The sequence below is a fragment of the Micromonospora sp. NPDC127501 genome (assembly GCF_040302185.1).
Classification (GTDB): domain Bacteria; phylum Actinomycetota; class Actinomycetes; order Mycobacteriales; family Micromonosporaceae; genus Micromonospora.
Genome location: NZ_JBEORJ010000001.1, coordinates 680120 through 699573 on the forward strand (window position 1 = coordinate 680120; position 19454 = coordinate 699573).

22 protein-coding genes are annotated in these 19454 nt (G+C 69.4%); 8 read left to right on the forward strand and 14 right to left on the reverse strand.

What is annotated here, in order from left to right; genetic code table 11:
- The first annotated feature begins 204 nt into the window (after positions 1–204).
- The 3 genes from ABTW72_RS03030 to ABTW72_RS03040 all read left to right on the forward strand — a co-directional run bounded on the left by ABTW72_RS03030 (position 205) and on the right by ABTW72_RS03040 (position 2855).
- Positions 205–1533 (forward strand): alpha/beta hydrolase, encoded by a 1329-nt coding sequence (locus tag ABTW72_RS03030; protein WP_350853489.1) that lies wholly within the window; start codon positions 205–207, stop codon positions 1531–1533.
- Between the two features lie 39 nt (positions 1534–1572).
- The gene (locus ABTW72_RS03035) at positions 1573–2316 is read left to right on the forward strand and encodes a helix-turn-helix domain-containing protein (protein WP_350853492.1); all 744 of its coding nucleotides are present in this window, start codon (positions 1573–1575) and stop codon (positions 2314–2316) included.
- Positions 2317–2531: 215 nt separating this feature from the next.
- Positions 2532–2855, forward strand: coding sequence for a hypothetical protein (locus tag ABTW72_RS03040; RefSeq protein ID WP_350853495.1), 324 nt, complete (start codon positions 2532–2534; stop codon positions 2853–2855).
- 420 nt (positions 2856–3275) lie between these two features.
- On the opposite strand, the gene ABTW72_RS03045 is transcribed toward ABTW72_RS03040, so the two are convergent.
- The 3 genes from ABTW72_RS03045 to sigJ all read right to left on the reverse strand — a co-directional run bounded on the left by ABTW72_RS03045 (position 3276) and on the right by sigJ (position 6269).
- Entirely contained in the window at positions 3276–3935 is a 660-nt protein-coding gene (locus tag ABTW72_RS03045; RefSeq protein ID WP_350853498.1) for an HAD family hydrolase, read from the reverse strand.
- Between the two features lie 639 nt (positions 3936–4574).
- Positions 4575–4874, reverse strand: a complete 300-nt coding sequence (locus ABTW72_RS03050) for a hypothetical protein (RefSeq protein WP_350853500.1) — start codon at positions 4872–4874, stop codon at positions 4575–4577.
- 507 nt (positions 4875–5381) lie between these two features.
- Positions 5382–6269, reverse strand: coding sequence for an RNA polymerase sigma factor SigJ (gene sigJ, locus ABTW72_RS03055; protein WP_350853503.1), 888 nt, complete (start codon positions 6267–6269; stop codon positions 5382–5384).
- 125 nt (positions 6270–6394) lie between these two features.
- Here sigJ and ABTW72_RS03060 point away from each other — a divergent pair, with 125 nt between their 5' ends.
- Genes ABTW72_RS03060 through ABTW72_RS03070 form a run of 3 tightly spaced genes read left to right on the forward strand, consistent with a single transcriptional unit; the run spans position 6395 to position 9515 of the window.
- Positions 6395–7543, forward strand: a complete 1149-nt coding sequence (locus ABTW72_RS03060; protein ID WP_350853506.1) for a serine hydrolase domain-containing protein — start codon at positions 6395–6397, stop codon at positions 7541–7543.
- Positions 7544–7554: 11 nt separating this feature from the next.
- On the forward strand, positions 7555–9000 hold the full coding sequence (locus tag ABTW72_RS03065; protein WP_350853508.1) for an MFS transporter: 1446 nt from the start codon (positions 7555–7557) through the stop codon (positions 8998–9000).
- A gap of 32 nt (positions 9001–9032) precedes the next feature.
- Positions 9033–9515: a carboxymuconolactone decarboxylase family protein gene (locus ABTW72_RS03070; protein WP_350853511.1), complete on the forward strand. Its 483-nt coding sequence runs from the start codon at positions 9033–9035 to the stop codon at positions 9513–9515.
- 38 nt (positions 9516–9553) lie between these two features.
- On the opposite strand, the gene ptsP is transcribed toward ABTW72_RS03070, so the two are convergent.
- The 8 genes from ptsP to ABTW72_RS03110 are packed head-to-tail and all read right to left on the reverse strand — an operon-like array spanning position 9554 to position 16171.
- Entirely contained in the window at positions 9554–11212 is a 1659-nt protein-coding gene (gene ptsP / locus ABTW72_RS03075; RefSeq protein WP_350853953.1) for a phosphoenolpyruvate--protein phosphotransferase, read from the reverse strand.
- On the reverse strand, positions 11205–11480 hold the full coding sequence (locus tag ABTW72_RS03080; RefSeq protein WP_210863712.1) for an HPr family phosphocarrier protein: 276 nt from the start codon (positions 11478–11480) through the stop codon (positions 11205–11207). Before ABTW72_RS03080 ends, ptsP begins: the two co-directional genes overlap by 8 nt.
- Positions 11481–11489: 9 nt before the next feature.
- Positions 11490–12530, reverse strand: coding sequence for a zinc-dependent dehydrogenase (locus ABTW72_RS03085; RefSeq protein WP_350853514.1), 1041 nt, complete (start codon positions 12528–12530; stop codon positions 11490–11492).
- Complete coding sequence (locus tag ABTW72_RS03090; protein ID WP_350853516.1) at positions 12527–12961, reverse strand: PTS mannitol transporter subunit IIA; 435 nt, start codon at positions 12959–12961, stop codon at positions 12527–12529. Before ABTW72_RS03090 ends, ABTW72_RS03085 begins: the two co-directional genes overlap by 4 nt.
- Positions 12954–13262, reverse strand: a complete 309-nt coding sequence (locus ABTW72_RS03095) for a PTS sugar transporter subunit IIBC family protein (RefSeq protein WP_350853519.1) — start codon at positions 13260–13262, stop codon at positions 12954–12956. The genes ABTW72_RS03090 and ABTW72_RS03095 overlap by 8 nt, the downstream gene beginning before the upstream one ends.
- Positions 13263–13266: 4 nt before the next feature.
- Positions 13267–14427: a mannitol-specific PTS transporter subunit IIC gene (gene mtlA, locus ABTW72_RS03100; protein WP_350853521.1), complete on the reverse strand. Its 1161-nt coding sequence runs from the start codon at positions 14425–14427 to the stop codon at positions 13267–13269.
- A 60-nt stretch (positions 14428–14487) separates the two neighbouring features.
- The gene (gene pfkB, locus ABTW72_RS03105; RefSeq protein WP_350853956.1) at positions 14488–15396 is read right to left on the reverse strand and encodes a 1-phosphofructokinase; all 909 of its coding nucleotides are present in this window, start codon (positions 15394–15396) and stop codon (positions 14488–14490) included.
- Between the two features lie 13 nt (positions 15397–15409).
- Positions 15410–16171 (reverse strand): DeoR/GlpR family DNA-binding transcription regulator, encoded by a 762-nt coding sequence (locus ABTW72_RS03110; protein WP_350853524.1) that lies wholly within the window; start codon positions 16169–16171, stop codon positions 15410–15412.
- 127 nt (positions 16172–16298) lie between these two features.
- On the opposite strand from ABTW72_RS03110, the gene ABTW72_RS03115 reads away from it, so the two are divergent.
- Positions 16299–16442: a KUP/HAK/KT family potassium transporter gene (locus tag ABTW72_RS03115; protein ID WP_350853527.1), complete on the forward strand. Its 144-nt coding sequence runs from the start codon at positions 16299–16301 to the stop codon at positions 16440–16442.
- 103 nt (positions 16443–16545) lie between these two features.
- On the opposite strand, the gene ABTW72_RS03120 is transcribed toward ABTW72_RS03115, so the two are convergent.
- A complete protein-coding gene (locus ABTW72_RS03120) occupies positions 16546–16890 on the reverse strand; it encodes an STAS domain-containing protein (RefSeq protein WP_350853530.1) in 345 nt (114 codons plus the stop codon).
- An 80-nt stretch (positions 16891–16970) separates the two neighbouring features.
- Complete coding sequence (locus ABTW72_RS03125) at positions 16971–17141, reverse strand: hypothetical protein (protein WP_350853533.1); 171 nt, start codon at positions 17139–17141, stop codon at positions 16971–16973.
- Positions 17142–17301: 160 nt separating this feature from the next.
- Between ABTW72_RS03125 and ABTW72_RS03130 the strand changes: the two genes are divergently transcribed.
- Entirely contained in the window at positions 17302–17556 is a 255-nt protein-coding gene (locus tag ABTW72_RS03130) for a three-helix bundle dimerization domain-containing protein (protein ID WP_350853536.1), read from the forward strand.
- A 10-nt stretch (positions 17557–17566) separates the two neighbouring features.
- On the opposite strand, the gene ABTW72_RS03135 is transcribed toward ABTW72_RS03130, so the two are convergent.
- The gene (locus ABTW72_RS03135; RefSeq protein ID WP_350853539.1) at positions 17567–19363 is read right to left on the reverse strand and encodes an NAD-binding protein; all 1797 of its coding nucleotides are present in this window, start codon (positions 19361–19363) and stop codon (positions 17567–17569) included.
- Positions 19364–19454: the final 91 nt, after the last annotated feature.

Below are 19454 nucleotides of genomic sequence, written 5' to 3' on the forward strand. Positions count from 1 at the left end.
CCGTTTTGTTGCGGGCCGGACCAGGAGGCAAAAGTGGTGCGAATGCGGAGCGTTGCCCTAATAGGAGCACTGGGATTGGCCGGCACCATGGTCGCGGTCATTCCGGCAGCGGCCGAAAGGTCGACGGCGGGGAAGCCTGTGGCGGGGCTGACGTGGACGGCGTGCCCCGACAGCGTGGTGGTGCCGCCGACGGTAGGTGCGCCCATGCAGTGCGCGAAGGTGCCGGTTCCGTTGGACTACCGCAACCCGGACGGCACCCAGATCGAGGTCATGGTGTCGCGGATCGCGAGCACGAACCCGGAGAAGCGGCGTGGCGTGCTGATGTTGAACCCGGGCGGGCCGGGCGGCACCGGGCTGGACCAGCCGGCCTTCCTGATATCGAAGGGGCTGCCGACCAGCGTCACGGACAGCTACGACCTGATCGGCATGGACACCCGAGGCGTCGGGCACTCGGCGCCGGTGAGCTGCGGCTTCACCGCCGACGACGCCTACGGGGCGAACATCCCGCCGTACGCCCCTGACGACGCGGCCGTCGTCCGCCAGGCGAAGATCGCCAAGGACGTCGCCGAACGCTGCGCGGCCAACGACACCGACGGGCGGCTGCGCCACGTGAGCACCGCCAACATGGCCCGTGACCTGGACCGGATTCGCGCTGCCCTCGGCGAGAAGAAGGCCAGCTTCTACGGGGCGTCCTACGGCACGGCGTTGGGTGCCGCGTACACCTCGATGTTCCCGGCCACCACGGACCGGATCGTGCTGGACAGCAACATCGGCGACACCCACCTCGACCAGGCCGGCCTGCGCCGGTACGCGCTCGGCATGGAGCAGACGTTCCCCGACTTCGCCGAATGGGCGGCGAAGCGGCACGACTCCTACGGCCTGGGCCGCACCCCGCAGCAGGTGCGCCGGACCTACCTCACGGTCGCCGAACAGCTCGACAGGAAGCCCGCTCCGGACGGAACCACCGGCGCCCTCCTGCGGGTCGTCACCTTCGCCTACCTCTACAACGAGATGCAGTACCCGGCCCTGGCGCAGATCTGGCAGACGTACCTGAGTCCCGGAAAGGCGTCGAAGGCGAAGTCGGAGGCCGCGGCGGGTCCCCATCCGAACGACAACGCGTTGACGGTGTTCCTCGCCGTCACCTGCAACGACGTCCGATGGGCCGACGACGTGGACGACTACCGGCGGGCGGTCGCGCAGGACCGTAAGCGCTTCCCGCTGTACGGGGCGGCCAGCGCCAACATCACCCCCTGCGCCTTCTGGAAGCACGAGCCGGCCGAGTCGCCCGTCGCGGTGAACGACAATGGGCCGCGCAACGTGCTGATCCTGCAGAACCGGCACGACCCGGTCACCCCCCTCGCCGGTGGCAAGCTGCTGCGCGAGAAGTTCGAGAAGCGCTCCCGGCTGGTCGTCGCCAACGAGAGCGGGCACGGTGTCTTCGTGGTCGGCGGTAACGCCTGCGCGTTGAACGCCACCACGTCGTACCTGGTCGACGGCAAGATGCCGACCGACCGGACCTGCCGCCAGGGCTGACGTTGACAGTGCCCCTGCGGCACGGTGTGCAATGGCGGCATGCGGATCAGAGGTGGTTGGAGCACGCGTGAGCTGGCGGAGATCGCCGGGACCACGCTCAGGACCGTGCGGCACTACCACCGGATCGGGCTGCTGGAGGAGCCCGAGCGGGCGACCAACGGCTACAAGCAGTACCGGACCCGGCACCTCATCCGGCTGCTGCGGATCCGACGCCTGGTGGACCTGGGCCTGCCGCTGGCCGACATCGCCGCGATGGATGGCTCGGATGAGGGCGCGGAGCAGATGTTCCGCGCCCTCGACGTCGAGCTGGCGGCCAGTATCGAGCGTCAGCAGCGGATCCGCGAGGAACTGGCCGAGATTTTTCGGCAACCCGACCGCGTCGACCTGCCGCCAGGCTTCGGTCACGTCGCCGGTGACCTGTCCGAGGACGCACGGGCTTTCCTGCTCGTCTGCTCGCGGGTCTTCGAGCCGTCGGTGCTGGACACCCTGCGCGAGACGCTCGGCGCGGCCCCCAGCACGGCCGAGAAAGAGTTCGATGCGCTGGCCGAGGACGCGAGCGAGCAGACCCGGCAGGAGCTGGCCGAGCGGCTCGCCCCCGACGTGGACCGCGGCCGGCAGAAACATCCACGGTTGCGTGAGTTGGCTGAGCAGGGCGCGACGGGCCACGGGACACGCAACTGGATGGCCTTCCTCCGATCGGTCGTCGAGTTGCACAACCCGGCACAGATCGACGTCCTGCAGCGCGCCAACGCCATCCTCGACCGGGACGCACCCGCGGGATGAGGCGGACCGGCTGTTGGGCGCAGGTAAGCGCGTAGACCCGTGAGGTCGGCCACACTCCTGCCCTGCTGACTTGAGTGTGCCGCAGGGGCATACCCGCTGATCGTCATGGGCACCCCGCTCACCGTGCTGGCCGCGCTGGTCGTCGTATGGGCTTTCCGCCGCAGCAGCAAGGCCCTCGTCCGGCACCGCCCTGAACAATCCGGGAAGGCGTGAACATGGTCCTCTACGAAGGTGCGATGCAGGTGGTTCCCGTCCTGTTGATCGCCCTGTTCATCGAGCCCCGCACCATCGGCCGCTCAGCCAACCGCACGAAGCGACGCTGGGCGAACATGCAGGACAGGGTCTACGCCGCGCTCGGCGCCGTCGCGTTCACGGTGTCGATGCTCGTCGTGGCGGGCGTCGCTACCGCCGGACGTGGCCCGGCGGCGATCGTCATCGCCACCCTCAGCGGCTGCATGGGCCTCTTGTACGCCCGGATCGAGCAACGCTTCGTCCAGGACCACGGTCAGCAGCACGACAACGTGTCGGGCGACCGCTGAGGTTCGCCTGCGCGGCCACGGACGCTCAGTCGGGTGGTTCCGAGAGCAGGTGACTGGTGCGCCGCAGGACGTCCAGCTGCGCGGGGTTGTAGAGCTCCCGCAGGGCCTTGCCGCCGGCCTGATGAGCGACCTGGATCCCGAGACCGGGGCGATGGGCGACTGCGAGCTGACCCGCGCCTACCCCGACGACGGCGGCTACCCGTTCTCCCGCACCCTCTTCGAACCCTCGCCACTGGGCCGACCTGTCGAATCCGGACGGCCCGGCCGCGCGTTCGCCATCGTCGAGTCGATCCCCGTCGGAATCTGGCAGGACAGCCGGAAGTTGTGCTGGTCAACCCCGCCGATACGTCACGCCGCTGCGCGGGCACACGGCGGCCGGAACCGTGTTACCCAAGCCGAGTTCCAATGCGTCGTCTGCGGTCACGCGGATAACGCCGACCGGGTTTCCAGCCAGGCGCTCAGGCCGGGCACGACGGCGTGGAGATCAGGGCCGTCGACCGTTGCGCTGGCGGCGGCACGAGCCTCGGGGGTTGCGTTGAACGCGATGGCGCAGCCGACCACGCCGAACAGCGGCACATCCGATCGCCCGTCGCCGATGGCCGCGCAATGCCGGAGTTCGACGCCCAACTCGGCGGCCACCCTGACGGCGAAATCGCGCTTGGCCTGCTCGTCGAACTGCTCGGCGACCTCGCCGCTGTACCGGCCGTCGACTATCTGCAGGCGTGGTCCGCACGCTCGGTCGAAGCCGAAGCGGCTGCACAGGTAGGTGCCGACAAAGTCCCACGCCAGCGTGGCCAGTACAGGCACGAGCGAGTGAGCCCGGCACCACGAAACCGTCTCCGCTATGCCGTCCACCAGCGGCATCGACTCCAGAAACGCCAGGGCTTCAGCGGGTGTCCTGCCTGCCCACCCACGAGCCTCGAGCACGCAAGACTCGTCACTGCTCAAGGTGCCGGCTCCGTAGCCGGCTTGTATTTCTGCGATCTCCTTGGCATTGCCGACGAGCTCGGCGAGGTGCTGGCCGCTGCTGGTTGGCTTCAGCGTTCCATCGACATCGAAGAACACCGCTCCACGGATCATGGATCGAGACACTACCTGTCAGGCGTGGGTTGTCGGGCAGTCACCTCATGCTGGCGAAGGCCAGGCACTGCGCCGCAAGCGCACCAGATCCCTTGAGCGGCATCACATTTACTGATCCGTGGCATCAACCTCCCTGACCCGCATCAGATGCGTTGAGCCACGACACCAGTGGCGAGCAGTGCGAGGCGAATCAGAAAGCTCCCAAGCGCCATCAGGGGTCACTACGGTGTTCCCTTGAGAACACTCCCCACGTGTCGGTCTGAACCGAAGCGTCCTGAAGAGCAGGCACGCCAAGTTGGCGACGCCGGGCGAGTTCGCCGTCCGTTCGCGTTTGGTGCACAGGTCGGGCGGCCTATTCAACGGCTCGATACGGGAGGCGGGGTTGTGCTGGCCTGTGGAGCATTTGATGAGGACCTGAACCTGCGACACGGTTACCCGCATTCCACCGGCCCGGGCTGCGACGTTCGCGCAGCCCGATCATGCCGCCTTGCACCGTCAGCGGAGCGCGTGCGCAGCAGGCCACTTCTATGCTCGACTGCCTTCTTACCGGGAGCCTCGCTCCATGTCCACATCAGACCGTCAGACCGAGCGTGACCTGTGCTTCTGCGACCAACCTATCCGTCCCTGCCGGGGCCGGCCTCAGTCACCGGAGATCCAGAGATATCCGCGCGCCCGGGTCGCCTCCTCGATGAGCTCCCCCAGCGCCTGCACGTCGGCCCGGAGCTCCGGTTTGCGGCTCGCGATCTCGTCCAGCTCCTCGGTCAGCTGCGGCAGCTGGATCAGGTTGATCATGGTGTCGCCGTAGGAATCGATCCTCGACACCAGGTGGTGCCGCTCCCGGTCGCTCGCCGCCACCAGCCGTTGCAGCGAGGAGCCCGCTTCCACGCCGGCATAGCGTCGCTCGTGCACCTGGTTCTCGACATACACATCGAACCCCACCGCCGCACCTCCCTCACGAAATGGCCGGCCAGGGCACTGAACAACCTCGGCCGGCCAACCTTACGGTCGTCAGTCCTCGCAGGGAATCGGATACATCGTTCGCACGCCGCCCCACCCGCTCCCAGTTGAAGGTCAGGCCAACCGTCGGCTCCTTACTGCCTTGACCTGCGCACACTCCCCCAGCAGGCGACATGGAGTTTCGTCGACCTCTGTGCAGAACTGCGGAGCACTCCGCGGGAAAGAGAACGCCGCACACGAGACGTTGCGGCTCTAGCCTTGCGGATTCGCTCAATCGGCGTACTCGCTCAGGTTCTGCCACCCGCGCAGCCTCAACCGGCACCGGGACACGTACCGGACCCGGCCCGGGGTCTCACTCAACTCAGCCAACGTGATGGTGGGCCGGCGCTGTACGTAGCGGCCCGAGGCCTAAGAGAAGCGACAGATTCGAGTACGGCCGTCGACGAGCCCATGAGGATCTTGCTGCCGATCAAAGACGGATGGCGGGAGTCACGACTGCAGACCGGTGAGATCAAGTCGGGCGAGCCGGTCGGGGTCGGACAGGATGTCGATCGCGGCAAGCCTGCCGTCGGCGACGGTGAAGCTCATCACCGAGATGAGTCGGCCGTCGACGGTATTCACGAGGCCGGCGATCCCGTTGATGAGGGCCGGACGCGTGTGCGAGGTGGTGGACATGCGCTGGAAGGTGGCCAGTTGGCCGGCCACGGCTGCGGCACCACGGAGGGTCTTCATGCCGCCGTTGAGTACGCCGCCGTCTGCGCGCAGCACGACGTCCGGGTCGAGGATGGCCAACAGCGAGTCGAAGTCGCCGCCGCGCGCGGCGGTCAGGAAGGCGTCCACCACGCGACGCTGACCGGTCAGATCAGGATCCGGGCTCGGGGTCGCGCCGCGGACCCGTTGGCGTGCACGGCTGGCGAGTTTCTTGGCGGCCACGGGTGTGCGGTCCACGATCGGGGCGATCTGCTCGAACGGCAGGCCGAACATGTCGTGCAGCACGAACGCCAACCTTTCGGCCGGCGTCAGCGACTCCAGCACCACGAGCAGGGCCAGTCCTACCGAGTCGGCCAGCAGCGCCTGCTGCTCCGGGTCGGTGCTGGTTTCCCGGCTGACCACCGGATCCGGTAGGCGATCCTCCATCGGTTCTTCACGGCGTGCTTTGCGTGCGCGAAGCATGTCCAGACACACCCGGCCCACCACTGTGGTCAGCCAGCCGGCGAGGTTGTCGATGTCGTTGGCGTCGGTGCGAGCCAGGCGCAGCCAGGCTTCCTGCACCGCGTCTTCGGCGTCGGTCAGCGAGCCGAGCATGCGGTAGGCGACCGCCTTCAGATGGGGACGGTGGCCCTGGAACTGCACGGCCAGGACGTTGTCGGCGTTCACAGTGACGTTTCCCTTTCCTCGACTGGTCGTACCGCTGACGCGGCAGTCCGCGAAAAGGTGACCGGTCACCATCGCCGATCGGGATCCGTCATGGCGGCGATCATTCGAAAGAAAGGTTGCTGATCATGAGTCATCCGGAAGTGTACGGCTATGTCGCGGAGGGATTCGCCCAGGTCCGCGAGGAGTACGCGGCTGTGGTCGCCGAGCAGGGCGGCCAGGTGGGGTCGCAGCTCGCCGCCTATGCGGGCGGCCGCCTGGCGGTCGACCTGTGGGCGGGGCCACAGGTCAGCGGTGACACGCTGACCGGGGTCTACTCGTCCACGAAGGGCGCCGCGGCGGTGGTGGTGGCGTTACTGGCGCAGGAGGGGATCGTCGAGGTCGACCGGCCGGTGGCCGGGTACTGGCCGGAGTTCGCCGCCGCCGGCAAGGATGCGATCACGGTACGAGACGTGCTCACCCACCGCTCGGGTGTGATCGGCGTCGACGGCGGGCTGACCGCGGCGGAGCTGGCCGACGACGCGATGACCGCCCGCCGGCTGGCCGGGCAGCGGCCGTATTGGAAGCCGGGTTCGGCGTACGGCTACGGCGGTTTCGTCACGTTCGCCGTGATCGCCGAGGTGGTTCGGCGGGCGACCGGTCAGTCGCTGCAGCAGATGTACGAGGAGCGCGTCCGCGTCCCGTACACATTGGATCTTTATCTGGGGTTGCCGGAGGCGCAGGAGGAGCGGTTCCTGCCGATCCAGCGGTGGTCGGCCACACCGGAGCAGGAAGCGGCGTTCTGGGCGAACGTGCCCGGCCCGCACAGCATCACCGGCATCGGCTACGGGCTCAACAGCACGCCGCCGCTGGACCAGGTCGCCTTCGCCAACACCCGGGCGGTACGCGGGAACGGCCCGGCCTCCTCCGGTGGAGTGGGCAGCGCACGCGGTCTGGCCGGCCTGTACACCGCGGCCGTCTGGGGCTGCAACGGCCGGCCCCCGCTGCTCACGCCCGACACCATCGGGAAGTTCGCCATGCTGCACTCCACCGGTGGCGACCTGGTCCGCGGCAAGCAGGGCAACTACGCACTCGGATTCCAGGCCAAGGGCCTGCGCTACCCGTCTCTCAGCGCGAACGCGTTCGGACACGACGGCTCGGCCGGCTCCGAGTCGTTCGCCGACCCACACAGCGGCATCGCGTTCGGCTACACCCGGCGCCAGTTCGGTTTCGGCTGGTCCTATCCCGAACACGACCGGCTCGCCGCCGCCGTCCACCATGCCGCCACGAGCGACTGAGGAACGCACACATGACCTCGTACACCGGACATCGTGAACGAAGCGGCCCGGCGCTGCTGGTAATCGCCGCCGCGCAACTACTGATGGTGATGGACGGCACCATCGTGACCGTCGGCCTGCCGGTGATCGGCAACGGGCTGAAGATCGCCGATCCCGACCTGCACTGGGTGCTCACCGCCTACGCCCTGGCCTTCGGCGGCCTGCTGCTGGCCGGCGGCCGCGCAGGCGACCTGTTCGGCCGCCGCAGGATGCTCCGCATCGGCCTGCTGGTCTTCCTGGTCGCCTCGCTGCTCGGCGGCTTGGCCGGCAACGGCGGCGACCTGATCGCCGCCCGGGTCCTGCAGGGCGTCAGCGCCGCGATCGTCGCCCCGGCAGCGTTGTCACTGCTGGCCGACACGTTCCCCGCCGGGCCGCAACGCAACAGGGCACTGGGCGTGTACGGGGCGATGGGCGGCCTCGGCTCGGTGGTCGGCCTGCTGCTCGGCGGCGCCCTCACCGAATACCTGGGCTGGCGATGGATCATGTTCATCAACGTCCCGATCGCCCTGCTGGTCCTAGCCGGCACGGCCGCCGTGGTACCCGGCACCCGCGAACGCGGCGGGATCGACCTGCCCGGAGCGGTCACCGTCACCGCCGGCATCGGCTCGCTGGTCTACGCCATCAACCGCGCCGGATCCCACGGCCTCCGCGACCGGCTCACCGTGACCTTCGCCGCGACCGCCGTCGCGCTGCTCATCGCGTTCGTGCTGATCCAGCGCAACGCCCGCAGCCCGATGCTGCCGCGCCGGGTACTCACTGACCGCGACCGGCTCGGCGTCAACCTGGTGATGCTGCTGATGGGCGCCGGGCAACTGGCCACCTTCTACTTCCTCACCCTGTACATGCAAACGATCAAGCAGTACTCGCCGATGATCACCGGGCTGGCGTACCTGCCGTTCGCGATCGGTATCGGCATCGGCTCCGGAATCCTCGGCCCGGCACTGCAGGCCCGCACCAGCACCCGCAACATCCTCGCGATCGGCATGGCGGTGGCCGCCGCGGCGATGGGCTGGTTCAGCCTGCTCACCCCGGACCAGAACGCCGTGCTCGTGCTACTGCCCGCACAATTGCTCGGCGGCATCGGCCTGGGGATCGGCTTCGTCGCCGCCACCATCGGCGGCGTGCAAGGCGTCGCACCCCAGGACTCAGGCATCGCTTCCGGGCTGGTCAACACCAGCCAGCAGATCGGCGGCGCCGTAGGACTGGCCGTCCTGGCGAGCATCGCCGTCACCGCCACCACGAACCAGCCACCCGGCACGCCCGTGCCCGAGGCGCTCACCGGCGGCCACACCGCCGGCATGCTCGGCGCCGGCTCGTTCTACCTGGCCGCCATCCTCGCCACCGTCCTGCTGCCGACGCGCGAGCCGGGCCGCCTGCAGGCGGTCACCTTCGCCACGCCGGATCCGTCAAAGCGATGAGAGACCACCAAGATTCAGAAAGGTACGCGACCATGCGCGAACTCCAGTCCCGTCTGCCCAACCCCATGCGACTCGTCCCCGAGCTGGGCGAGATCGGCGGCGCCCTGTTCAAGGCCACCGGCAACGGATCCGTGCCGCAGACCACCATCAGCCTGCTCCAGCTGCGCGCCGGACAGATCGTCGGCAACGACTACCTGACCAGCCTGCACACCGGCAACCTCCGCAAGGCCGGCGAACCCGAGGACCGCATCGCCGCTGTAGCGTCCTGGCGCGACGCTTCCTCCTTCACCGACGCCGAACGGATCGCGCTGACGCTGGTCGAAGCCGTCCTCACCGCCAACCCGACCGGTGAACGCGTCAGTGACGACCTGTACGCCGAAGCGAGCCGGTACTACGACGACAAAGCCCTCGCCACGCTGATCATGGCCATCGGCCAGGTCAGCTTCTTCATCCCGCTGGCCCTCATCGGCAAGCCGCTGCCCGGCGTATCCCCGGCGCAGCAATGGCGGCAGTAGCACTCCGCCGGGCTCAGGGTGAGGACAGGCATAGCGCCTCACCCTGAGCACAGGGTGCCAAGCGGCGAAACCGCCACCGCCGCCCGGGCTGCCTCCGGGCTGGGGGCAGCAAGGGCCACCTCGGCGATCTGGCGGCACTCGTCCAGGGTGTGCGCGGCCAGGGACTCGCGCACCGCCGGGATGCTGCGGGGCGCCATGGACAGGCTGGTGATGCCCAGGCCTGCCAGCACCAGAGCGAAATTGGGATCCGCTGCGGACTCTCCACACACGCCAACTGGCTTGCCCGCCTCGACGCCGGCCGTCGCGCAGGTGGCGAGGAGCGCGATCAGGGCGGGCTGCCACGGGTCGAGCAGGTCAGCGAGGTCGCCGCACATGCGGTCAGCGGCGAACGTGTACTGGCTGAGGTCGTTGGTGCCGACGCTGAGGAAATCCGCGTGGCGCAGCACCTGGCCGGCGCGCAGGGCAGCGGCCGGCACCTCGATCATCACGCCGGCGGTCGGCAGGTCGTACTCGTGGCAGGACTCGGTGAACGCGGCCGCCTCCGCCGCAGTGGCGACCATCGGCGCCATCACCCACACGTCGGCGTCCGTCGCCGCGGCCGCCACCGAGATCGCGGCCAGCTGCGTGGTGAGCACGGTAGGTGCCTGCCGTGCGACCCGCAGACCGCGGACACCCAGCGCGGGGTTGGGTTCATCGGCCAGACGCAAGAACGGCAGCGGCTTGTCGGCCCCGGCGTCGAGGGTGCGCACGACGACCTTGCGGCCGGGCAGCGCGGCGAAGACGTCGCGATACGCGGCGACCTGCTCTTCGTGCGACGGCGGGTCGCTGCGGTCGAGGTAGAGAAGCTCGGTGCGGAACAGGCCGACGCCTTCGACCTCGCCGGTGAGGTCGCGGGCCGAGCCGATGTTGGCCAGTAACGCGACAGGATGGCCGTCCCTGGTCCGCCCAGGGCCCTGAGAGCGGGCGCGGCGTTCGATCCTCGCGAGCCGGTCCGCGTTGATGGTGCGCACCGTCTCGGCGGAGACGCCAGCCACCACGACGCCGCTCGCGCCGTCGAGACTGGCCAACGCGCCGTCGGCCACGTCCAGGATGCCCGCACAGCGGACCACGGCCGGGATGCCGAGGGTCCGGGCCAGGATCGCGGTGTGGCTGGTCGGGCCGCCCTCGGCCGTGACCAGGCCCAGCACCAGGCCTGGTTCGAGCCCGGCGGTGTCGGCGGGCGCCAGGTCGCTGGCGATGAGCAGGTACGGGTGGCCGGGGTCCGGCACGCCCGGCATCGGCAGCCCCAGGCACGCCGCGACGAGGCGATCCCGCAGGTCGTCGAGGTCACTGACCCGTTCGGCGAGGTACCCGCCCGCTGCTTCGAAGGCGGCCCGGTGCCCGGCGAGCACGTCGGTGATCGCGTGCGGCGCGTCCGCGCCGCCGTCGATGGCGATGTCGGCCGCGTCGATCAGTGTCTCGTCCTGCGCCATCATGACCTGGGCGCGCAGGACCTCGGCGGCGGTCGCGTCCACTGCGGTGTCGGCGCGACGGGTCAGGTCGGCGGCGACGGCGAGGACCGCTTCCCGGACGGCCCCCTTCTCGACCGCGGGATCAACGGTTTCTGCCAACGGCGGCAGGGCCGGCGGCGGGGCCAGCCGGTAGACCGGCCCCGCCGCACCACCGGGGCTGGCCCCGATTCCCCGAAGTTCACGCATCGACAGCGTCCAGATCACGTTCCAGAAGGTCGGCCAGGGTGTCGACGGCGGCCTGCGCGCCGTCGCCGCCGGCCTCCAGCGTGACCTCGGTGCCCTTCTTGGCGCCGAGCGACAGCACGCCGAGCATGCTGCGGGCCGGCACCGGTTTCTTGTCGCCGGTGCGGATGGTGACCAGCACCGGCTGCTTCGCCGCCTCGGCGACGAACAGCGCCGCCGGGCGGGCGTGCAGCCCGCTGGCGGAGCCGACGAGGACTGTTCTGGTGGGCAACGGATCCTCCTACGGTTCGATCGTCACCTTGATCGCTTCGCCCCGCGCCACGATGCCGAAGGCGTCGAGGGCGCGGTCGAGCGGCAGGCGGTGGGTGATGAGATCGGCGACCGGCACGGAGCCGTCGGCGATGAGTCGCAGCGCCTCCTTGTTGTGTTCCGGGCTGGAGCCGTTGGCACCGACGATGGTCAGTTCGCGGTAGTGCACGAGGTTGGAGTCCAGGGAGATGACCGGCTTGTCCTTCGGCAGGCCGCCGAAGAAGCTGATCCGGCCCTGCCGCGCGGTCATCTGCACCGCCTGCTCCTGGGCGGCGCCAGCGGCCGTGGCGGTGATGACGACGTCGGCACCCCGGCCCTCGGTGAGCTTGAGCACTGCGTCGACGACGTCGGTATCGGAGCCGCAGATCGCCGCGTCCGGCTGCACCAGGTTGGCGGCCAGGTCGAGGCGTTCGCGGTTGAGGTCGACGAGGAACACCCGGGCCGCGCCGCGTGCCCGGGCCAGGCGGACATGCAGGCAGCCGATCGGCCCGGAGCCCACGACGACCACGTCGTCGCCCTCCCCCACGCCGACGAGGTTCTGACCGTTGAGGACGCAGGCGAGGGGCTCGGCGACGGACGCCTCGGCGAAGCTGAGTCCCTCGGGGATCCGGTTGAGCCCGTCGACGGCGAGGACATTGTGCGGCACGACCATGTATTCGGCGAACCCGCCGTCGAAGTGGTACCCCATCGACACCTGGTTGGGGCACACGGTCATCCGGCCGCGTCGGCACTCGGCGCACGTACCGCAGGGGATGGCGGCGATGACCTGGACCCGGTCCCCCGGCCGCCAGTCGGTGACGTCGCCACCGACCTCGGTGATCTCGCCGGCGATCTCGTGACCCATGACGCGCGGCGGGGCGATGTGGTGGTGGCCGAAGCGGGAGATCTTCACGTCGGTGCCGCAGGTGGAGCATGCCCGGACGCGGATCTTCACGTCGGTGGGGCCCGCCGTGGGATCGGGCGCGTCCTCGATGCGGACGTCACCGGGTGCGTGGAATCGGACGACCTTCACGTTGGGTTCCCCTCAAGGATAGTGATCACGTCATCGACGCTCGTCGACTCTCGTAGCCGCTGCGCCTGCGCCGGGTCCATCAGCACCGTGGCGAGCTGGGCGAGGATGTCCACGTGCCCGTCGCCGGCCGCGGCGATGGCGACGCAGACCCGCACGTCGAAGCCGTCCCAGTCGACGCCGTCGGGGAAGCGCAGCACCGCGAGGGCGTCGCGCTGGACCGACTCCTTGCTGTTCAGCGTGCCGTGCGGGATGGCGACACCCTCCCCGATGTAGGTGGAGACGCTCTGCTCGCGGGCGAGCATCGCGTCCACGTACGCCGGGGCTACCGCGCCGACCTCGACGAGTACCGCGCCGCAGCGGCTGATCGCCTCGTCCCGCGATCCGGCCCGCTCGTCGAGACGGATCGCGTCACGGGCCAGCAGCTCAGCCACTGAGCTCACCACCGCGCTGCACCGCGTTCACGACCCTGGTGACGCCCGGATCGCCGATGAACACCTGGATCGGCACGATCACCGTGTCGGGCGCGCTGACCCGGGCCCGCGCGGCGAGCCCTTGGTGGCAGATGACCACGTCCGCGTCGGCGGGGATCGAGTTGACCGGCGTGTGCTCGACTGTCACCGCGTTCTTCGCCAATTGCCGCCGAAGTTGGCTGGCCAGCATCACGCTGCTGCCCATGCCGGCGTCGCAGGCCACGACGACCTTCTTGATCTCGGTGCCGTTGATGGTGGACATGTGTTCAGACCTCCTGCTTCGCCGACTTGTCGAGGGTCTCGTCGGGGTCGACTGCCTTTTCCTCATCTGGGCGTACAGCGGTCGTCTCGTCAGGGCCGACAGCGTCCTCGACGGGCTCGCCGCGCCCGAAGCCGAGCAGGGCCGAGGCGACCGCGAAGGTGACGGCGGCGGCGACCACGATGCCGAGAATGACCCCGAAGTGGCTGCCCTTGGGGGTCACCGCGAGGTACGCGAAGATGCTGCCCGGCGAGGGGGTGGCGACCAGCCCCGCACCGGTGATGACGAAGGTGCCGACGCCGGCCGCGCCCCCGGCGATCATGGCGAGGATCAGCTTCGGCTTCATCAGCACGTACGGGAAGTAGATCTCGTGAATGCCGCCGAGGAACTGCACGATGATCGCGGCGGGGGCGCTGGGGCGCAGCGCGCGGGGGCCGAAGACCATGAAGGCGAGCAGCAGACCGAGGCCGGGGCCGGGGTTCGACTCGATCATGAACAGGATCGACTTGCCCTTGTCGGCCGCCTCGGCGATGCCCAGCGGGCCGAACACGCCGTGGTTGATGGCGTTGTTGAGGAAGAGCACCTTGGCGGGTTCGACGAGCACCGAGGTCAGCGGCAGCAGGTCCTTGCCGACGAGCCAGTCGACGCCCGAGCCGGCCTGCTTGGTGAGCCATTCGACCACCGGGCCGATGCCGTAGACACCGCCGATGGCCATCGCGGCGCCGATGATGCCGGCGCTGAAGTTGTCCACGAGCATCTCGAAGCCGGGACGGATCCGGTTCTCGACCAGGCCGTCGAACAGCTTGAGGACGTACGCCGTGAGCGGCCCAATGATCATCGCGCCGAGGATCATCGGCACGTCCGCGCCGACGACGAGGCCCATTGTCGCCACCGCACCCACGACGGCACCACGCTGGCCGTGGACCAGCCGGCCGCCGGTGTAGCCGATGAGCACCGGCAGCAGGATGCTGATCATCGGGCCGACCAGTTCGGCCAGGGTCTTGTTGGGGATCCAACCGGTCGGGATGAACATCGCGGTGATCAGGCCCCAGGCGATGAACGCGCCGATGTTGGGCATGACCATCGCGGCCAGGTAGCCGCCGAGGCGTTGCACAGTGGCCCTGAGGCCCTGGCCCTGTACCTCTGGTGTGTAGGAGGAGGAGGTCACGGGGGGTATCTCCTTCATCGAGGGGCGGACCAGACGGCCGCGGGGGAAGAGCCCGTCCGGCTAGGGGTGGATGGTGACGTGGTGGCGGAACAGGTCTGCGGGGCCGGGCATCCGGCTGCCGGGCAGGCTCACCGCGGCTGCACCCCAGGCGAGGCCCTCACCGAGAGCGGTGGCACCCTGGGCGCCCGCAGCGAGGAACCCGGCGAGCAGCGCGTCGCCGGCACCGACTGTGCTGCGGGGCCGGGCGACCGGACAGGTGCCGGTGCGGACGCCGTCGGCGTCGACCAGGACAGCGCCGTCAGCGCCGAGGCTGGCCACGACGGTGCCGGCACCCCATTTCCGCAGGCACTGAGCGGCATCGACCACGTCGCCGAGGTCAGTCAGCGGGGTGCCGACCACGTCGGCCAGTTCGTCACGGTTGGGCTTGAGCACTGTCGCCCCGGCGAGGGCGGCCTCGCGCAGGGCAGGACCGCTGGTGTCGACGGCGACCCGGACACCGGCAGCGCGCAGCTTGCGGCACAACTGAGCGTAAGCGTCAGCGGGCAGGCCGGGCGGGACGCTGCCGCACAGCACGACCCAGTCGGCGCTGCTGGCGCGGGCGAGCACACGGTCGATCACCTCGTCGAACTCAGCGCGGGACATGGCCGGGCCAGGCTCGTTGATTTTGGTGACCGTGCCGTCGGGCTCGGCCAGGGTGATGTTGGAACGGGTCCTTCCGGAGATCGACACGGCGAGGACCTCGACACCCTCCGCCTGAAGTAGGCGGATGAGTTGGTTGCCCTCGTCGCCGCCGGACGGCAACACCGCTACCGACGGCACCCCGTTGGCCAGCAGGGCACGGGACACGTTGACGCCCTTGCCGCCGGGGTCGAGGTGAGCTGTGGCAGCCCGGATGACCTCGCCCCGGGTGAGTGAGTCGACCTCCACGGCCCGGTCGAGGCTGGGGTTGAGGGTGACGGTGACGATCATGCCCGGCCCGCTCTCATCCGCGTACCACCCGGACGCCTGCCGACTCCAGGTCACCGACCAGGTCGAGATCGGCACGGCTGTCGGTGATGAGCAGGTCGACGTCGGCCAGCTCAGCGAACCGGGCCAGATAGTCGTTGCCGAGTTTGGTGTGATCGGCGAGGACCACCGTGCGGCGGGCCGCACGAACCATCGCCCGCTTCACCGCCGCCTCGGACGGGTCCGGGGTGGTCAGCCCGCGCTCGACCGAGATGCCGTTGGTCCCGACGAAGGCGACGTCGACGTAGAGGTCCGCCAACGGCGTCAGCGCCCAGTCGTCGACGGTCGCCAGGGTCTTCCCGCGGACCCGCCCACCCAACAGCAGGACGTTGAGGTTGGCGTAGGTACCGAGGGTCGTGGCGATGACCGGCGAGTTGACCACGACGGTCAGCTCCCGATCGACCGGCAGCAGCTGGGCCAGCCGAGCGGTCGTGGTGCCGGCGTCGAGGATGATCGCGCCCTCCTCCGGCACCTCGCTCAGGGCGAGCTTGGCGATGCGCTCCTTCTCCTCGATGAGCACCGCGTCACGCGCCGCCAGCGCGGGCTCGAACCCGAGCCGCTCGACCGGAATCGCTCCGCCATGGACCCGGCGCAGCACGCCGGCCCGCTCCAGGATGGTGAGGTCGCGGCGGATGGTCTCCGACGTCACGTTGAGTCCGTAGGCCAAGCCGGCCACCTCGACCCGGCCCACGTCCCGGGCGATGCGAAGGATCTCCTGCTGTCGTTCTTCGGCGTACATCGTGTTGTTTCACCGCCGTTTCGTTTTGCTTGTGCTTTGTTTACGCCCGCTTCAAGGGGAAGTCAAGAGATGAGCCACAGGAAGCCACATCGGACGGTCGACACAGCGGTGCACGAGAAGACGGTGCGTGGTGGCCGGGCCCAAGCCGACGATGGCGCGCTGGCGCAAGCGGCTGTTCGTAGCCGCGTCTCACGTCGCCAGCGACGCGACCGGCCACCTCGCGCTGCCTCGGGACCGCACTGTCACGATCGGCTCCCAGATCGAGGTCTGAAGACCCAGGGCCGCACAGTGGCGCCCCTGGATCGCGCATGGCCGCGGCCGCGACGACCGAGCAGTTCCGTTCGCACGGAAATTGCCTATCGGGCCGACGGTGGTCAGTCGTGGCAGGTGCCGACGTGGCGCAGGCGGTGTGCGGGTACCCCCGCCGTCACCAACTGATCCGCTATGGCGATCGAGGGGTAGTCCAGGAAGACGGCGACACGTTGGTCGTCGCAGGCAGCGGCGATTGTGCCGATGTAGATGGGGTCGAGTCCGTGGACATCGCGCAGGTCGACGACCAGCCGCGGCGGCCGGTCATGCCGGATGGCCCGCACGACGGTGCGGCGTAGGTCGACCGCGTCATCGACGTCGAGCAATCCGCGTGGTCGTATGACGAGGGTGCCGTCTGAGCTGGTGTCGATGTCGACAGTGGCGTCGGCCATCGCGCTACCTTCCGTCACCTGATGTTTCCCGAGTCGTCAGGTTAAGGGCTGTGCGACGGGCGGTCGATCCGCTGGTGCGAATGGTCACCCGGTCACGCTCAGATCACGAGCGCTGCCGTGATGAGCGCGGCGACCGCCGTCAGACTCAGCGTCAGGAGCGCGCCGGTGAGGCGGTGATGGGCGTCGGGGTTACGGGCCAGTGGTTGCTGCAGCGCCGACCAGGTTGTCGCGCCAAACAGCACCAGCGTGAGGACCACCACAATGATCATGAGTATCGAACCAGACGTTGAGGAACTGACACTCATCAACGTCCCAGCAGTAGCGGGGTGCGGCAGGTTCGCGAAGGTGAACATTGCGCGAACGACCGAATGTCGTGTCGAGCTTAGGGGCACTACTCGCGGAGACAGATGACGACATGCGAGGTGAGCGATGACCGAACCCGCCGCCAGTGGTGGTCTCGTCGACCCGGAGATCGCCCTGCAACGCCAGATCGAGACGCTCGGACAACGTTTTCCGGACGTGGACCACGCCGAGCTTTCCACTCGCGTCCACGAGGCGTATGAACGCCTCAAGGCCGAGGCGACCGTGGACGCGCACCTGGTCGCCATGACCGAAAAGCAGGTTACCGAGGATCTCCGTAGCGACGGCGAGACGGTTCACGTCCGCAGCGACGACGCCGTGTAGGACGGACCGTTCACCCGCCATCTCGTGGTGCAGGCGCGAGCAGCCGCAAGGGCGCGACGTCGGCCAGTGGTTTGGCGTCGGGGCTGGGTACGGTGCGGGGCAGCAGCGCGGCGAGACCGGCGCGCGTGGCAAGCACGATCAGCCGGTCGGTGCGGACCAGTGGTCGGCGTTCCGGCAACGACCAGATGGTCTGCCCCGCCCGACCGGTCCGCATCGCGATCACCCACACCCCGCCGGGCCGGGTGACGTCGTGGTAATACCGGCCCTCGAGTTCGGACCCGGCGCCGACCGGGAGGTCGGCCACCAGCAGTACCCGGCGGCCGACCGAGATGGTGTCGATGACCTGCCGGCCCATCATGGCGGCCGCGAACGCCGGCGCTGCCAAGGACGAAACGCTGCGTGACTCGTTGATGCCCAGGATGCGCTGTGTGCGCTTCGCGAAGCCGTCGTCGAACAGCCGTAGCACCACCCGTAACGGGGCTCTGGTTGCGTCCGACCGGGCCCGGTCCGTCTCGTGTGCGGACCGCCCGGACAGGGCGGTCTCCAGGTTGGTGACGTCGTCGGCGGTCAGCACCACCAAGGCCCGGCAGGTGTGTACGGAGGCGGCTCGTAGTGTCTCGACGCGGGTCGCGTCGCCGACGATCGCCGGCAGGCCCAGCTCACGGGCGACGCCGATGCCGCGCGCCGATTCCGTCCGGTCGACGGCGACGACGGGGATGCCGAAGGCGTGCAGTTCCTCCAGCACCCGGGTGCCGATGTTGCCGAGCCCGACGAGTACGACGTGGTCATCGATCGGCTCGATCATGCTGCCAGCGGCGACCGCCAGCCGGGCGCGCACCAGCGAGTCCACCACCAGGGCGGTGACGGTGGGAAGGAGTGCCACCCCGGTGGTCGCCAGTACCACCGCGGTCACCTTTTCGGTGAGCGGTGCGGCAGCGTCGGCCTCGGCGGCTCCCATTGTGGTCAGCAGCGTCAGGTAGGCGGCCTCCGCGAGGTTCACCCCGCGGGCGTACGCCAGCAGGACGCTGGCGGCGGTGAGCAACGCGGCCGTGCCGGCCAACGCCAGTCGCAGATTGCGGCTGAACACCAGTCCGAGGGCCCGGAACAGGCGCGGCCGACGTCGCGGAGGGTTCACGCGGGGCCGCCCGTAGGCGCGGACCAGCACCAGGTCGGCCGAGTCCTGGTCCGCCGGAAGGACAACCGGCTCAGGGCCGGTCGTGCGGGCCAGGCCGCAGACCACATCCGCCCCGGCCGGGTCGACGTCACTGCGCATCGCAGTACGCAGAAGCTCGCCCTCGGGCAGCCGCAGGTATGTCGGCGTGGCGTCCCCGAGCGTGGCGGCGACGAACGCCGGCGCGGCAATCTCCGATCCGGAGAGTACGGCGCAGTCTCCGAGCATCGCGGCAACGCCTTCGCCGAGCACGGGGTTGAAGAGTCGGACCACGAGCCGGACCTCCGGGGCCAACTCCCGGGTGATCATGGCGGCATCCACGTTTGTCACGTCGTCGACACCGACGAACGCCACGGCGGAGGCCTCCCGAACCCCAGCCTGATCGAGCACCTCCCCGGTCAGGCGCCGCGCGGTGATGATCTCCGGCTGTCCCTCCGCCACCGTGAACTCCGACGCGAGGTCGGCAACGTCAGCTGCGTGGTCGTCGCTCGCCGAGGGTAGGACCACGGTGACCGCGACACCGTAGCGGTCTGCCAGCTCCGTGACCAGACGGCGAGCCACCGCACCGTCCCCGCACACCACGAACCGCTGCCGTGCCGGCTCCGCGGTGGCGCTCTGCCTGGTGTCTTCGGACACAGCCGAAGGGTAAACCGGCGTCGCACGTGGACCGGGTTGTCCAGCCTCAGCTCGCGATCACCTCTACCTGCCATGAACCTTGTACGTAGAG

What these genes read in the sequence shown, in the direction of transcription:
- ABTW72_RS03030 (WP_350853489.1), top strand. Translation starts at nt 205, where the DNA reads ATGCAGTGCGCGAAGGTGCCGGTTCCGTTGGACTACCGCAACCCGGAC.
- ABTW72_RS03035 (WP_350853492.1), top strand. Translation starts at nt 1,573, where the DNA reads ATGCGGATCAGAGGTGGTTGGAGCACGCGTGAGCTGGCGGAGATCGCC.
- ABTW72_RS03040 (WP_350853495.1), top strand. Translation starts at nt 2,532, where the DNA reads ATGGTCCTCTACGAAGGTGCGATGCAGGTGGTTCCCGTCCTGTTGATC.
- ABTW72_RS03045 (WP_350853498.1), bottom strand. Translation starts at nt 3,935, where the DNA reads ATGATCCGTGGAGCGGTGTTCTTCGATGTCGATGGAACGCTGAAGCCA.
- ABTW72_RS03060 (WP_350853506.1), top strand. Translation starts at nt 6,395, where the DNA reads ATGAGTCATCCGGAAGTGTACGGCTATGTCGCGGAGGGATTCGCCCAG.
- ABTW72_RS03065 (WP_350853508.1), top strand. Translation starts at nt 7,555, where the DNA reads ATGACCTCGTACACCGGACATCGTGAACGAAGCGGCCCGGCGCTGCTG.
- ABTW72_RS03070 (WP_350853511.1), top strand. Translation starts at nt 9,033, where the DNA reads ATGCGCGAACTCCAGTCCCGTCTGCCCAACCCCATGCGACTCGTCCCC.
- ptsP (WP_350853953.1), bottom strand. Translation starts at nt 11,212, where the DNA reads ATGCGTGAACTTCGGGGAATCGGGGCCAGCCCCGGTGGTGCGGCGGGG.
- ABTW72_RS03095 (WP_350853519.1), bottom strand. Translation starts at nt 13,262, where the DNA reads ATGTCCACCATCAACGGCACCGAGATCAAGAAGGTCGTCGTGGCCTGC.
- pfkB (WP_350853956.1), bottom strand. Translation starts at nt 15,396, where the DNA reads ATGATCGTCACCGTCACCCTCAACCCCAGCCTCGACCGGGCCGTGGAG.
- ABTW72_RS03110 (WP_350853524.1), bottom strand. Translation starts at nt 16,171, where the DNA reads ATGTACGCCGAAGAACGACAGCAGGAGATCCTTCGCATCGCCCGGGAC.
- ABTW72_RS03125 (WP_350853533.1), bottom strand. Translation starts at nt 17,141, where the DNA reads ATGATCATTGTGGTGGTCCTCACGCTGGTGCTGTTTGGCGCGACAACC.
- ABTW72_RS03130 (WP_350853536.1), top strand. Translation starts at nt 17,302, where the DNA reads ATGACCGAACCCGCCGCCAGTGGTGGTCTCGTCGACCCGGAGATCGCC.